General features: G+C 55.6%; 14 protein-coding genes. 9 read left to right on the top strand and 5 right to left on the bottom strand.

Annotation, left to right across the window (positions count from 1 at the left end; genetic code table 11):
* The first annotated feature begins 78 nt into the window (after positions 1–78).
* Complete coding sequence (locus tag MKI83_RS08345) at positions 79–1,314, top strand: YihY family inner membrane protein (RefSeq protein WP_241584840.1); 1,236 nt, start codon at positions 79–81, stop codon at positions 1,312–1,314.
* A gap of 63 nt (positions 1,315–1,377) precedes the next feature.
* Positions 1,378–1,590 carry a hypothetical protein gene (locus MKI83_RS08340; RefSeq protein WP_241584838.1) on the top strand — a complete coding sequence of 71 codons (213 nt, stop codon included), beginning with the start codon at positions 1,378–1,380 and terminating at the stop codon, positions 1,588–1,590.
* 17 nt (positions 1,591–1,607) lie between these two features.
* Here MKI83_RS08340 and MKI83_RS08335 read toward each other — a convergent pair whose 3' ends face one another.
* Together MKI83_RS08335 and MKI83_RS08330 are read right to left on the bottom strand one after the other, a co-directional pair.
* Entirely contained in the window at positions 1,608–2,012 is a 405-nt protein-coding gene (locus tag MKI83_RS08335) for a hypothetical protein (protein WP_241584836.1), read from the bottom strand.
* 123 nt (positions 2,013–2,135) lie between these two features.
* Positions 2,136–3,512, bottom strand: a complete 1,377-nt coding sequence (locus MKI83_RS08330; protein WP_241584834.1) for a PilZ domain-containing protein — start codon at positions 3,510–3,512, stop codon at positions 2,136–2,138.
* Between MKI83_RS08330 and MKI83_RS08325 the strand changes: the two genes are divergently transcribed.
* On the top strand, positions 3,456–4,013 hold the full coding sequence (locus MKI83_RS08325) for a TlpA family protein disulfide reductase (protein ID WP_306423239.1): 558 nt from the start codon (positions 3,456–3,458) through the stop codon (positions 4,011–4,013). The two genes, MKI83_RS08330 and MKI83_RS08325, sit on opposite strands and share 57 nt — an antisense overlap.
* 2 nt (positions 4,014–4,015) lie before the next feature.
* Here the strand turns inward: MKI83_RS08325 and MKI83_RS08320 are convergent, their stop codons facing one another.
* Positions 4,016–4,954, bottom strand: coding sequence for a hypothetical protein (locus MKI83_RS08320; RefSeq protein WP_241584830.1), 939 nt, complete (start codon positions 4,952–4,954; stop codon positions 4,016–4,018).
* Between the two features lie 5 nt (positions 4,955–4,959).
* The gene (locus MKI83_RS08315; protein ID WP_241584827.1) at positions 4,960–6,675 is read right to left on the bottom strand and encodes a proline--tRNA ligase; all 1,716 of its coding nucleotides are present in this window, start codon (positions 6,673–6,675) and stop codon (positions 4,960–4,962) included.
* Between the two features lie 97 nt (positions 6,676–6,772).
* Between MKI83_RS08315 and MKI83_RS08310 the strand changes: the two genes are divergently transcribed.
* From MKI83_RS08310 to creD, 6 genes are all read left to right on the top strand, one after another.
* A complete protein-coding gene (locus tag MKI83_RS08310; protein ID WP_241584825.1) occupies positions 6,773–7,189 on the top strand; it encodes a PaaI family thioesterase in 417 nt (138 codons plus the stop codon).
* A gap of 155 nt (positions 7,190–7,344) precedes the next feature.
* On the top strand, positions 7,345–8,088 hold the full coding sequence (locus MKI83_RS08305) for a substrate-binding periplasmic protein (RefSeq protein ID WP_241584823.1): 744 nt from the start codon (positions 7,345–7,347) through the stop codon (positions 8,086–8,088).
* A 90-nt stretch (positions 8,089–8,178) separates the two neighbouring features.
* Entirely contained in the window at positions 8,179–8,931 is a 753-nt protein-coding gene (locus tag MKI83_RS08300; RefSeq protein WP_241584822.1) for an MgtC/SapB family protein, read from the top strand.
* Between the two features lie 72 nt (positions 8,932–9,003).
* Positions 9,004–9,693 carry a two-component system response regulator CreB gene (gene creB / locus MKI83_RS08295; protein WP_241584819.1) on the top strand — a complete coding sequence of 230 codons (690 nt, stop codon included), beginning with the start codon at positions 9,004–9,006 and terminating at the stop codon, positions 9,691–9,693.
* Positions 9,693–11,135, top strand: coding sequence for a two-component system sensor histidine kinase CreC (creC, locus tag MKI83_RS08290; protein ID WP_241584817.1), 1,443 nt, complete (start codon positions 9,693–9,695; stop codon positions 11,133–11,135). The genes creB and creC overlap by 1 nt, the downstream gene beginning before the upstream one ends.
* Positions 11,136–11,243: 108 nt before the next feature.
* Positions 11,244–12,605, top strand: coding sequence for a cell envelope integrity protein CreD (gene creD, locus MKI83_RS08285; RefSeq protein WP_241584815.1), 1,362 nt, complete (start codon positions 11,244–11,246; stop codon positions 12,603–12,605).
* A gap of 226 nt (positions 12,606–12,831) precedes the next feature.
* On the opposite strand, the gene MKI83_RS08280 is transcribed toward creD, so the two are convergent.
* The gene (locus MKI83_RS08280; protein ID WP_241584814.1) at positions 12,832–13,272 is read right to left on the bottom strand and encodes a universal stress protein; all 441 of its coding nucleotides are present in this window, start codon (positions 13,270–13,272) and stop codon (positions 12,832–12,834) included.
* Positions 13,273–13,284: the final 12 nt, after the last annotated feature.

Below are 13,284 nucleotides of genomic sequence, written 5' to 3'. Positions count from 1 at the left end.
TCGCAGTCATAACGGAGGACAGCTATTCTAGCCGCAAGCCGGCACGATGACGAAAGCCGGATCAGTTAAGGAGTGGCAATGCTGCAACGGATACGCGACGCCTGGGACTTTGTCGGCTTTGTGCTGGGCCGCTTTGTGGAAGATAAAGCCCTCGATAGTGCGGCTGCGCTGACTTACACCACCTTGTTTGCGGTGGTGCCGATTATGACCGTGACCTTCATTATGCTGGCTGCTGTGCCTGCATTTCAGGGCGCGGGTGAGGCAATCCAAGATTTCATCTTTCAAAACTTTGTGCCCTCAGCCGGCAGCGTGGTGCAGGAGTACCTGCGCGGCTTTGCTTCGCAAGCGCGTAATCTGACCTGGATTGGCGTGGCTGTGCTGGCGTTTACCGCTTTCATGATGTTGGTCACCATCGAGAAAGCCTTCAATGCGATTTGGCGAGTACAGCAGCCACGCCGTGGCGTATCTAGCTTTTTACTGTATTGGGCAATTTTGAGCTTGGGGCCTTTGTTGCTAGGCGCCGGTTTTGCGTTGAGCACCTATGTGACGTCACTGTCGATCTTGTCTGGGCCGGAGGCGCTGCCCGGTATCGCCACCTTGCTGCGTTTTGTGCCGTTTGTTCTCAGTGTGGGTGCGTTTACCTTGCTGTATTCGGCGGTGCCAAACGCGCGCGTTAAGGTCGGCCGTGCGCTGGTGGGGGCCTTGGTGACGGCGCTGCTGTTTGAGGCGGCGAAAGCGACTTTTGGTCTGTACGTGAAGATGTTTCCCAGCTTTCAGCTGATTTACGGCGCGTTTGCGGCCTTTCCTGTGTTTTTGCTCTGGATTTACCTGTCGTGGATCATCGTATTGCTCGGCGCTGAGCTGGTGTGTCACTTGAGTTCAAGCGGCGCTTGGCGGCGGATGTCTTTACCGCCTGTGCTGGTGTTGATGGGCGTTCTGCGGGTGTTTCACGAGGCGCAGCATCGTGGCTCAACCGTGCGTCTAAAAGACGTGCAGCGCGCTGGCTGGCCCTTACCCGAAGCGGACTGGGCGGATATGCTGGCGCTGTTACAAGCGCTGGATATGGTCTGCCGAACCAGCGACGGTGATTGGGTGCTGTGCCGTGATCTGGACCGTCTAAGCTTGTACGAGTTGGTGATTGCTTGTCCGTGGCCGTTGCCGGCGCCCGAGCAACTGCCCGAGACGTTAGAGCAAGATGCCTCATGGTATGACGCATTGCGTGTGGCCTTGGTGGCATTGCATGACGAGCGCGAGCGCGTTCTCTCGCCCAGCGTCGCCAGCTGGTTAGAGGGTGAGGTTAGCTCGCGTCATTGAATGAGTTAAAAGGCTGGCAGGTAGCTGGCACGACTTTGGCTTTAACGGAGAAGGAGTTTCCGTATGAGTGATGACATGAAAGCGGCAGATAAGGTAGTAGCCCTGAATCAACAATGCCCAGAGCAGGCGTTGCAGCGGCTAAATCGCATCACTGGATTGCACTTCCATAGCTTGCCTGAGTCATTGGTGAATCGCCCAGGTACGGCCGACAACGAGCCGTCCAGCACGGAAAGCACAAAGGGCGCGATGTCTCCATCGCGCCCTTTGTGTGGTTAACGCTGAGGCTGTGTGCGTTAGCTGGCGGCGTAAAGCTGCACTTGTGGCGTTTTGGCCAGCTCAACAGGCTGCACAAACAACTCCTCGATCAATACCTTTTGCAGCGTAATGCCGCTGCGCACTTGCACGCGCAGCTGGGTCAGGGCGCGGCGTACCGGCAGACGGGCAATGCCTGAAAGCATGACCTTGCCCTGTGCGTTTAGGCGGCCATGATCAATCTGCACTTCACGGGTTTGGCCGCCGTCTTGGTAACTCATCAATAGACTGATTTGTAGGTCGTTCAAGCCTGGCAGTTGTAGCCAGCTGGCAACGTTAAACTCGACCACCTTGCCCTCGTAGGGCGTTTGCAATACGCGAGCGCTGTTGATCATTTTTTCTGGGACATTGCCTAGGGTGTAGGCGGGGGTGCTGTTCTGAGTCATGGCCGAGTCTCACGCGCGGTTCAAGCTGTAGTGGGGCCAGTGTATGGCCTTTAAAGCGCGCAAAACTGTGCGTCACACCGCGAAATGATCGGTGTTGGGTGCGTGAAATGTTAAAAATGTGACCTAGAGCGTCAGTGGGTGGCGCGAGACCCAGCGAGTGCTATGCGTTGGCGTGGCGAGATGAATGGCTTGATTGGCGTGGTTTTCTAATTGCAGAAACACATCTTCCTGCAAGGTGAACTCACCGGCGTTGAGCCATAGGGTGTGCTCCCAATTTTGTCCCGGTTGCGGCGTGCTCAGCAGCAGCGCTTGATGCGCGCGGGTTTCCGGTGTGCGGCGGACTAAGCCAGCACGTACCGAGCCTTTGAGGTAGCGCAGGCCAACGTGAAGGGTTTGACTGTCTTGGTGGCGCCACTGCACCAGAGCGAGCACACGCAAGTTGCCGGTGGTCATCAAAACGAGCTGCCCGACGGGCATGTGCAGGCTGGCTGCAGCTAAACGTAGGCGCGCGCCACCCGGACTGGTGTCGCACAAGACGCCGTCAAGCAATGGGGATTGGCCGTTACCTAGCTGATTGTGGATGGCGTTAAGCCCCATGATGAGACTGCAGGGCGTTTCACGATCTTGTCGCTCGTGCTGTCTTTGTTCGCTGTTAAGCCAGTGCTTTTGTGCATGGATCAGTAGGCGATTTTGCTCATCGCTGCGCAGTGGCGCATGTTGCTTGGCCGTCACTAAGACGGCGGCCAAGTTAAGTTGACGCAAGCTCTGATCATGCTCGTCGATATCTTGCAGCTGGCGTTTGGGCCCCGTACCGCCCATGTCAACCCACGGGCCCGTGCTGATGTGCGGCGAAAAAGGCTCTAAACGCGCTTGGGCCGCCAGCGGTGCGAGCGCGGTAAACAGCTGATGCAGCTCGTGGCTAGATAAATGAAAGGGGCTAGACAGTGCCAGTAACAGTGCTTGCTGGTAGGCGCCGCGCAGGCTGCTGGCGGGCGTAGGGGTAAACGGTACAGATAAAGGCTCATCGAGGCATTCGCGATGCTCAGCCAATAGATAAATAAGGTGGCAGTCTCGCCATAGGCCGCTGTGTGGCTCTTGGTAGCGCTGCAGGTGGCGCAGGATGGACTGCACCAAAAACTGCATGATCATGAACAAACACCAAGCTAAGTGCGCTTGCGAAGGCTGTCGGCCTTGTAGAATTTGCAGCAACAAACGCTTGTAGCCGGTGGCAAGGTGCTCGCTCCAGTCCAGTAGCGTCTCATTGGGTGCGCGGTCATCTAGCTGGTGGCTGCGCTTGGCAAAGCGATCAGTGAGCTGTTGCAGCAGGCGCTGACGCTCCAGTAAGTTGAGTGGCGTTTGGTTGATTTCATGGGTGATTCGCGCCAAATTGCGGTCATCTTGCTCAGGCAATGCTTGTACCGCGTCCACCCACTCATTCAATGAATGCGGGTTGTGGGGCAACAGTTCCGGCACATCCAAGTGCAGGCTTTGCAAATTCATGCCCATCCCTCACTGATCGAACGACAGGCAGATTCCAGCATCATGCAGAAGCAATTCCTTGTAATCATATGGTTTGCATTAATAACGCTGGCAGGGTGTTCAGGCGAATCTGCCACTTTAAGTACAGGTAAGACGTTAACGGTTGCCAAGGCTGATGGCCAGTGGCTTGTAGTGAATTATTGGGCGCCGTGGTGTGGGCCGTGCCGCGCAGAAATTCCTGAGCTCAATGATTTGGCTGCTCAAGCACAGGGTTTTGAGGTCTTGGGCGTGCATTTTGATGATGCGCAAGGCGAGTTGTTGCTCTCTGATATGCGCCAGCTGCAGGTGCGGTTTCCGGTTTTATTGAGCGACCCTGCGCTGACGTGGGGGCAGGCCCGCCCGGCCGTTTTGCCCAGTACGTGGTTGGTGGATGGGCAGCGCACCGTGCGCAAAGTGCTCACGGGGCCGCAAACCGCCGAGGCGATTGCCTCGGCATTACGTGAGCAAGGCGTGCTTGAGTAGCTTTATTGATCGGCGCTTTGCTGCAGGGCTTCGATAAACGCTTGTTGTAACTCTGGGTCGTTGGCGGTCAGCGCGAGCAGGCTTTGCTCAAGGTTATTGGCCTCGTGCGTGAGGTTAAGTGCCTTTAAGCGCTGCACGCGATAAACCCATTCGTCGACCTCGTCCTCTTCGAGATCATCGAAGATTAGCTGGTGCGCTTCGCGCAGCGTTTGACTGAGGCCTTTGTCGAGCTGGAGAGTGCTCTGCGTACTGGTGTCATCCAGCGGGTCGGTGATGGTGAGGGTGAGCTTGCGTGCGCGACTAAAGTCAAAGCTGGCAAAGGGCTCTTGCAGCAAGTTAAGGGGCAGCACACCGTTTGCATCGGTGAGCAATTCCTGCTCGTTATACCCGTCAATGAGCACGCCTACGGGGCGCTCTGACCACGGCAGGTTGAGGGTTTCTACCCGTTGTTCTAGCTGCTTTTGTTCGAGGCGTTGAAGGCTTTGTTGAGCGCGGCTATTAGATTCAACGTTCATGGCAGGGTTGAGGCCGTCGAAGCCGTACTTCAGCCAATCACGCGTTACCGAAGTGGGGAGGCTGTCTAAGGTCAGCAGATTAACCACGTTAGCGCCAAGTCCTGCGACGATGGCCACGGCGCCCATCGGTACCTCATACAGTTCACGCCATGGTTGATAGGGCGTGTAGCGCTTTAAGTAACGTGTTTCTTCAAACTCGGTGACTTCAAAAGTCTTTTCTTCGCGCACACGGATATTGCGTTGCGGTAATGCCAGCGCTTCGCTTTGCCCTGCATCAATGCTCAGGCTGTGCTGTAACAGTTTGCGCTCGTAGCGTGACTCGATGTCTTTACGCTGCGGTAGCGGGTTGGCACAGCCGATCAGTGCGACGGCGAAGGTCGCACTGATCAGAGCTTGCAAGGTGAGGCGAGGGCGAAGTGCTGGCATAGGCATTAACGCTGAGTGCGATCCTTAAGCAGAGCGACAACACCGTCGATGGCGACTGTTTGAGCTTCGCTGTCGCGGCGGTTTTTGTATTCCAGCTGACCTTCATTGAGGCCGCGCTCGCTGATGACGATGCGGTGCGGAATGCCAATCAACTCCATGTCGGCAAACTTAACACCGGGGCTGGTTTTGCGGTCGCGATCGTCCAACAGGACTTCGTAACCGGCAGCCGTCAACTCGGCGTACAGCTGGTCGGTGGCGGCGCGCACGGCTTCGGTCTCGTACTTCAAGGGCACCAGTGCTACTTGGAAGGGCGCTAAGGCGTCGCTCCACAAAATGCCGCGCTCGTCGAAGTTTTGCTCGATGGCGGCAGCCACTACGCGGGTCACGCCGATGCCATAGCAGCCCATGGTCAAGACGATGGGTTTGCCGCTCTCGCCCAGCACCTGGCAATTCATGGCTTCGCTGTACTTGGTGCCGAGCTGGAAGATGTGCCCCACCTCGATACCACGCTTAATGCTCAGCGTGCCTTGGCCGTCTGGGCTGGGGTCGCCTTCGACGACGTTGCGTAGATCGGCGATCTCAGGCAACGGCAAGTCGCGCTCCCAGTTAATGCCGAAGTAGTGCTTGTCATCGCTGTTGGCGCCGGCGGCGAAGTCGCTCATCAGGGCCACGCTGCGATCGATGATGCAGGGAATGTTCAGGTTGACGGGGCCCAATGAGCCAGGGCCGGCGCCGATGGCGGCACGAATCTCAGCTTCGCTAGCAAACACCAGAGGGCTGGCGACTTGCGGCAGATTGGCCGCTTTGATTTCGTTCAGGCTGTGGTCGCCGCGCACGATCAAGGCAATCAATTGGCCTTTTTCGGTGCCGTGTACGACGAGCGTTTTCACGGTTTTGCTGATGGCTAACGCAAACTGCTCAACCAACTCGTCGATGGTTTTGGCGTTCGGGGTGTCGACCACGCGCATTGCTTCGCTGGCAGCACCGCGCTCCGTCTCTTGCGGCAGCGCTTCGGCTTTTTCGATGTTGGCCGCGTAATCAGAGGTATTGGAGAAGGCGATGTCGTCTTCTCCAGACTCAGCCAGCACATGAAACTCGTGCGAGCCAGTGCCGCCGATCGAGCCGGTGTCAGCTTGCACTGGACGAAAGCCAAGGCCTAGGCGGGTAAAAATATTGCAATAGGCTTGGTGCATGCGATCGTAAGTGATCTGCAGCGAGGCTTGATCGGCATGGAAGGAGTAGGCGTCCTTCATGATGAATTCGCGACCGCGCATCACGCCAAAACGTGGACGGATCTCGTCGCGGAATTTGGTTTGGATCTGATACATGTTGATCGGCAGCTGCTTATAGCTGTTGAGCTCGTTACGCATCAGGTCGGTGATGACCTCTTCGTGCGTAGGGCCTGCGCAAAAATCGCGTTGGTGGCGATCTTTCATGCGCAGCAGCTCAGGGCCGTATTGCTCCCAGCGACCGGACTCTTGCCACAGCTCAGCCGGCTGCACGCTCGGCATCAGCACTTCGAGAGCGCCAGCGGCGTTCATCTCTTCGCGCACGATGTTCTCTACTTTGCGCAGCACACGTAGGCCCAGAGGCAGCCAGGTGTACAGGCCAGAGGCGAGTTTGCGGATCATGCCGGCGCGTAGCATCAGCTGGTGACTAATCACCACCGCGTCGGAGGGAGTTTCCTTTAAGGTAGAAAGCAGATACTGACTGGTACGCATGTTTGGCCGTTTCGTCGGTTTCAGAGGGAAAAACAACGCGGCATTGTACGGCTCTCGCTAGCAACCGTACAGGTTGCCAATCTGATAGGAGAGGGCAATGACACAATTAACCGCCAGCATGGTCGAGCAAGTGATTCGCCAAGGCGTACCGATGGCAGAGGATATTGATCTAAAGGTCGAGCGCATCGATGCGCACTTTGCCCGCGCGCGCGTGCCTTTTCAGGCCAAGATGGTGCGTCCGGGCGGCACCTTGTCGGGGCCAGTGATTATGTCCTTGGCCGATGCGGCCATGTATGCGGTGGTGTTGGGGGCGTTGGGTAAGGTGGAAATGGCGGTGACTTCGCACCTCAATATCAATTTCTTAGCCAGACCAAAGCCTGAGGACTTGATCGCCGATGCGCGCATCATCAAATTAGGACGGCGTCAGGCGGTGTGTGAAGTGGTGCTGTTTTCTAGCTCGGATGAAGACAACCCCGTAGCACACGTCACCGGTGCGTATGCATTGCCTATGTGAGGCACCAACAGTGCTAAGCGCGCTCGATGGCGGCTTGTCTGTTAGCGTCGGGCGTTTATTGGCGTGTCTCAAAAAGCTGACAGCAAGGTGATTTCTTCTTGTATCGCCAGCAGCTACTCTTTAATTGCCTAGTCAAATCAGGGAGAGCACAAGGCATGAAGGCGCGTTTACTTAAGTGGTGTACCGCAGGCGTTGCTTTGTTCTGTCTGCCGGTTTTGGCAGAAGAGTTGCTCGTGGGTTTTGGCCCACACCGACCACCGTATGTTTTTGAAAACGAACCGCAAGGCTTGGAATACGAGTTATTTGTAGCCGCCGCCAGCGCGTCAGGCTTTGACGTAAAAGCACACTATGGCCCCACGCCACGTTTGGCGCTGATGTTTAATCAGCAGAAGCTCAGCGCCATGTCTTCGATGTTTCTGAGTGGTCAGCTGCACGGACACTTTACCGAGCCCTATGTAACCTACCAAGACATGGCCGTGGCTTTGGCTAAGCGCAATCTTGAGATCAAGACGGTTGCTGATTTGGAGCGTTACTCTGTCAGCAGTTTCAAAGATGCGCGGCGCTTACTGGGTGACGAGTTTGCCACCATGGTTCAGCGCAACCCTGCTTATCGAGAGGAGCCACGGCAAATCAACCGTAATCTGCTGTTATACGGCGAGCGGATTGATGTGGTTGTGGGGGATCCTTTGATTATTCAGTTTTTTAATCCACACATCGCCAAGCAGGTCGATACGCGGCAGCCCTTGCGTTGGTATCCGTTGTTTCAGCCGATCAATTTTCAAGCGGTTTTCCACACTAAGCAGCAGCGTGATCGCTTCAATGCGGGGTTGGCGGCGATTCGTAGCAATGGGCTTTACCAACGTATCGAGCAGCGCTACCGCAGTGCCTCGCTAAATTAAGTATTTGCGCAAGCTGCGCCTGCTAGGCGTGGCAGCTTAACGATGCTCAGCCATACTTCATGATAACGACGTTGTTATGGGAGTGGTTGTATGCATCCTTTGTCCCCTGAAATGCTGCTCGATTATTGGTCGCTGGATATGTTGCAGACCAATCTATTGATTGTGCTGCATTTGCTTGGCGCATTATTTCTCGGATGCATTGTTGGCTACGAGCGTGCCTATCGTGGGCGCGCCGCGGGGATGCGTACCTATGGTTTGGTGTGCATGGCTTCGGCGGCGTTGACCGTGCTGTCTGGTTTGTCGAGCACTTGGTACGGCGGACATGGCGTCACCTCACCCATGGGGGTTGACCCCACGCGGGTCATTCAAGGCGTAGTCACCGGCATCGGCTTTTTAGGTGCCGGGGTGATTATGAAAACCGGCCTTAACATCAGCGGCTTAACCACGGCCGCTTCTATCTGGGCTTCCTCGGCTATCGGCGTGTTGGTGGGCGTTGGCTTTTACACGTCAGCGCTCCTTATGGCATTGCTGGCTGCGGCCAGCATGATGGGGCTGGCGCGGCTGGAGATGCGCTTGCCACAGCGCCCGGCTATCGGGGTGCAGCTGTTGTTTGAACCGCAATTTGCGCCTAAAGAAGGCGAAATTCGGGCTTTTTTAATGGGCCACGGCTTTGATATGGCCATGGGGTCGGTGGCGGTGAGCTGCAAAGATGCTGCGATTGAGTGGCGTTTTGTGGCCGTGGCGCATTGTCGGCGCTGCGGCACGCCGATGATCGATTTGGCGCAAAATCTGCGCGAGCATCCAGGTGTGCACAGTTTCCATATTTCGCATGCGCGCAATTGATACCTGAGCTTGACCCATTGATCGTTTGCGGCCAGCCTGCAGCCTGATTGTTTAGATGGATTTTGCAGGTATATGGCCAAGTTGTTATTGGTAGAGGATGAGCCGGCGATTGCGGACACCTTGCTCTTCAGTCTGCGGCGCGAAGGGCATGAGGTTCAGTGGCTAACGTTGGCCGAGCCTGCACTGGCCTTGCTGAATAGCCAGTCGGTTGACTTGCTGATTTTAGATGTTGGCTTGCCCGATATTGATGGCTTTGAGGCCTGTCGGCGACTGCGGCGCTTTTCACAAGTGCCGGTGTTGTTTTTGACCGCGCTCGATAGTGAAATCGATCGTGTGGTGGGCTTCGAAATTGGCGCAGATGATTACGTGTGCAAGCCTTTTAGTCCGCGTGAAGTGGGTGCGCGCATAAGAGCAATCTTGAAGCGTATGGAATCTGTGGTTGCGCCAACCACGTTGCCGCACACTGCTGGGCCTTTCACCGTTAACGTTGAGCGGGTGCAAGTTCATTACCGTCAGCAGTTACTCAACTTAACCGCGCACGAATTTAAGCTGCTGCAAGCACTGTTGGCGCAGCCTGAGCGGGTATTTAGCCGCGAGCAACTGCTCGATGCCTTAGGTGTGCCAAGTGATGCAGGCTATGAGCGCAATATCGACAGTCATATCAAGGCCCTGCGCAGTAAATTGCGCGAGATTATTGCGACTACCGAGCCGATCAAGACGCACCGCGGGCTAGGTTATAGCTACCAGCCGAGCCAAGCCTGATGCGTTTGGGTATTCGTATTTTTGCCGTGTACTTCTTGTTCGTTGGTCTTGCGGGTTATTTTTTGCTCAACACGGTCAATGAAGAAATTCGTCCGGGGGTGCGTCAAAGCAGTGAAGAGACCCTTGTCGATACCGCGAACTTACTGGCCGAGCTACTGCGCGATGATTTGAAAGCAGGGCGGCTGCAACAGAGTCGTTTTGTTGATCTTCTGAAGGCCTATGGCGCGCGCCAGCCGCAGGCAACGATCTGGGGCATTGAAAAGCAGCGGGTCAATCATCGCGTCTATGTGACCGATGCTAAGGGCTTGGTGTTGCTTGACTCCAACGGGGCCGCCGTAGGCCAAGATTACTCTCGCTGGAATGATGTGTACCTGACCCTCAAGGGTGAGTATGGCGCGCGTTCAAGTCGTGAGGTAGCAGACGATCCGGATTCCTCGGTAATGTACGTCGCCGCGCCGATCAAAGACGGCGATACCATCATTGGCGTGGTCTCGGTGGCTAAGCCAAATCGCACCTTGCAGCCATATATCGTCCGTACCCAGCAGCGCCTAACCGTGTTGGCAGTAGGCTTGATTGTGCTGGGTTTGCTGATTGGCGCGGCATTGTCTTGGTGGTTGGCGCGGTCGTTGCGGCGTTTAGGTCGCTATGCCGATGCAGTCAGTGCGGGGGAGCGCATTCAGGCTCCTCAGTTTAAAGGGGGCGAGCTGGCGCATTTGACCAAAGCCCTTGTGCGGATGCGCGCAGAGTTGGATGGCAAACAGTACGTCGAACGCTATGTGCACACCCTAACGCATGAGTTAAAAAGCCCTTTGGCGGCCATCAAGGCATCGGGTGAATTGTTGCAAGAGCCGTTGCCGTACGAAGATCAGCAGCGTTTTGCCGATAACGTGGTCGCGCAAAGTGGGCGAATGCAACAGCTGATTGAGCGCTTGCTTAATTTGGCTTTGCTAGAGCAGCAACAAGCGTTAGTTGAGCCTGAAATCGTGTCGTTACACACCCTATGCCATGCCGTGGTTGAAGCGCAGCAAGCGAGAATTGACGCCGCCAGTATTACGCTGAGGCTGAGTATCGATGCGGGATTAGTCGTGCGGGCCGAGCGTTTGTTGCTCGAGCAGGCACTGCACAATCTGCTGGACAATGCGCTGGACTTCACTCCAGACGGCGGCCAAATCATCTGGCAGGCCACGCAATTGGGGCGCAATGTGGTGCTGGAATTGCTCAACCAAGGACCGTCAGTGCCCGACTATGCTTTGCCACGCTTACACGAGCGTTTTTACTCGTTGCCGCGCCCAAGCACAGGCGCTAAAAGCACCGGGCTTGGTTTGAACTTTGTGACTGAAGTGGCACACCTGCATGGTGGCCGCTTACAGATAAAAAATTGTACGCAGCCCTTTAGTGGCGTGGTTGCTGGTTTGGTGTTGCCGCTGCCCGCTTTAACCTAAGAGTTTGCGTGCTGTCAGGAAAACCATCTAAAAACCACACGCCCACCCTATTAGCCCCACACTCACACAACAGACTTTGCACTCCTACCGATTGCAAGGATTTGTCCTATGAGCCGCACACTGGGTTTTAAGGTGTTAACCATTGCGCTGTTGGCGCTGTTGCTGTTGATTCCGTTACTAATGATTGATGGCTTGGTTCAGGAGCGTCAACGACTGCGCTCGGGCGTTGAGAATGATATTGCTCGCTCTAGCAGTTATGCCCAACAAATAACCGGCCCCGTCTTAGTGGTGCCATATGTGGAAATTCAGCGCAGCTGGAAAACCGATCTACAAACGGGTGAGCGTTACGAAGATGTGCGCGAGATCGAGCGCAAGCTGTACTTCTTGCCGCAACGCTTGAATGTTAATGGCCAGCTGCAAAGTGAGGTCCGCGAGCGCGGTATTTACCAAGTACGTTTGTATCAAAGTAACAGCGCGATTACAGGGCACTATGTATTGCCGAAGCACTTGGGGCTAGCCGGCTCGATCGATCGCTATCGGCTAGGCAGGCCATTTCTAGCGGTTGGCATCAGCGATATTCGCGGCATCAGCAACCAGCTAACCGCGAAGGTCGATGGTCGTGCTTGGTCTTTCTTGCCGGGCACCAATACCTCGGTGCTTGCTTCGGGCGTGCATGCTCCTCTGCCTGCACTGACTTTGGGGGATGAGCACACACTCACCTTTGCATTTGATCTGCAACTACAAGGCACAGGCCATTTTAGCGTGGTGCCTGTAGGCGAGGAGACGCGGGTAAGCCTTAGCTCGGATTGGCCGCACCCAAGCTTTTCTGGGGAATACTTGCCCCGTGCGCGGGAAGTCACGCCGCATGGTTTTACCGCGCAGTGGCAAACCAGCTTTTTTGCTACCGATATGCAACAAGCTTTGCTTGATTGTCGTATGCGGCAAAAGTGTGGCGCTTTTCAAGGACGAGTGCTGAGTGTCAGCTTGATCGACCCTGTTGACCAATATCTCAAGACAGAGCGTGCGATGAAGTATGCGTTGCTGTTTATTGGGCTGACGTTTGCGGTGTTTTTCTTGTTCGAGGTGCTTAAGAGCTTGGCTATCCATCCTGTGCAATATGCTTTGGTGGGTCTGGCGCTGGCGTTTTTCTATTTGCTACTGCTCTCGCTTGCCGAGCATATGGCCTTTGCTAAGGCTTATCTGATTGCAGCGGCTGCGTGCATTGGCTTATTGGCGGTGTATAGCCACAGTGTGTTGCGTGATGCTTATCGAGCCATAGCCTTCAGCGCGTTGCTGGCAGGCTTGTATGGCATGTTGTATGTGCTGCTAAGTGCCGAGGATTTTGCTTTGTTGCTGGGTTCGGTGTTGGTGTTTGGCTTATTGGCGGCGTTTATGCTGTTGACGCGTAAGCTGGACTGGTACGCCGTTGGTCGCTTAAGTGATAACGCAAAGGCGGTGCAGCATGACTAAGCCAGTAAAGGCATTGCAGCTGTGTGATGGTTGGTCATTGCGTAAAGAGCGACAGCGGTTAAGGCAGTGGTTGTTGAGTCAGCAGCGCTATTGGCCATCACCATAAAGCCGATTGTAAACAGCGCGCTTGAGGGCGCGCTGTTTAGTTTGTGGGCACAACGCCTTGAAAAATTTGCGGCCCTTTGTTTTTGGGGCCGTGGAATGCCCTGTAGGAAGTAAGCCTTAATCAGTCTTCGCGATGTAGGCGCACGGCCAATACGTCGCACGGCGCCCCATGCAGCAAATCATTCGCGGTTGAACCTAACAGTAACGCCAGGCCATGCCGGCCGTGGCTGCCCACCACGATTAAGTCACACGCTAGCTCTTCTACTAAGCGGTGAATCTCGGCACGGGGTTGGCCGTAGGTCAGGTGCCAAGCGCTGCTTTGAATGCTGGGGTAGCGGTTACTGAAGCCCTTCAGATGTTCTTGAGCTTGCTCTTGTTGCTGCTGCTGAAGCAGCGATAAATCCATAGGAACCTCGCCGCTAAAGGCCATGGCCATGGGCTCGATGGCGTGACAAAGCGATAGGCGTGCCTTATGGGTTTGCGCCAGCGTGCTGGCGCGCTCCACCACTGCGTGACATTCTTCGCTCAAATCGACGGCTACCAAAATATGTTGGTAAGGCATGGTGTGGCCCTC

Source organism: Atopomonas sediminilitoris (assembly GCF_022601735.1).
GTDB lineage: Bacteria > Pseudomonadota > Gammaproteobacteria > Pseudomonadales > Pseudomonadaceae > Atopomonas > Atopomonas sediminilitoris.
Note: the sequence above shows the minus strand (reverse complement) of the source record. Positions and strands in the feature narration are given on the sequence as shown.

Excerpts from the sequence above, each read along its gene's own strand:
- MKI83_RS08335 (WP_241584836.1), bottom strand. The coding sequence starts at position 2,012 with ATGACTCAGAACAGCACCCCCGCCTACACCCTAGGCAATGTCCCAGAA.
- creC (WP_241584817.1), top strand. The coding sequence starts at position 9,693 with ATGCGTTTGGGTATTCGTATTTTTGCCGTGTACTTCTTGTTCGTTGGT.
- MKI83_RS08320 (WP_241584830.1), bottom strand. The coding sequence starts at position 4,954 with ATGCCAGCACTTCGCCCTCGCCTCACCTTGCAAGCTCTGATCAGTGCG.
- creB (WP_241584819.1), top strand. The coding sequence starts at position 9,004 with ATGGCCAAGTTGTTATTGGTAGAGGATGAGCCGGCGATTGCGGACACC.
- MKI83_RS08305 (WP_241584823.1), top strand. The coding sequence starts at position 7,345 with ATGAAGGCGCGTTTACTTAAGTGGTGTACCGCAGGCGTTGCTTTGTTC.
- MKI83_RS08310 (WP_241584825.1), top strand. The coding sequence starts at position 6,773 with ATGACACAATTAACCGCCAGCATGGTCGAGCAAGTGATTCGCCAAGGC.
- creD (WP_241584815.1), top strand. The coding sequence starts at position 11,244 with ATGAGCCGCACACTGGGTTTTAAGGTGTTAACCATTGCGCTGTTGGCG.
- MKI83_RS08315 (WP_241584827.1), bottom strand. The coding sequence starts at position 6,675 with ATGCGTACCAGTCAGTATCTGCTTTCTACCTTAAAGGAAACTCCCTCC.
- MKI83_RS08340 (WP_241584838.1), top strand. The coding sequence starts at position 1,378 with ATGAGTGATGACATGAAAGCGGCAGATAAGGTAGTAGCCCTGAATCAA.
- MKI83_RS08330 (WP_241584834.1), bottom strand. The coding sequence starts at position 3,512 with ATGAATTTGCAAAGCCTGCACTTGGATGTGCCGGAACTGTTGCCCCAC.
- MKI83_RS08300 (WP_241584822.1), top strand. The coding sequence starts at position 8,179 with ATGCATCCTTTGTCCCCTGAAATGCTGCTCGATTATTGGTCGCTGGAT.
- MKI83_RS08325 (WP_306423239.1), top strand. The coding sequence starts at position 3,456 with ATGCGGGTTGTGGGGCAACAGTTCCGGCACATCCAAGTGCAGGCTTTG.
- MKI83_RS08345 (WP_241584840.1), top strand. The coding sequence starts at position 79 with ATGCTGCAACGGATACGCGACGCCTGGGACTTTGTCGGCTTTGTGCTG.
- MKI83_RS08280 (WP_241584814.1), bottom strand. The coding sequence starts at position 13,272 with ATGCCTTACCAACATATTTTGGTAGCCGTCGATTTGAGCGAAGAATGT.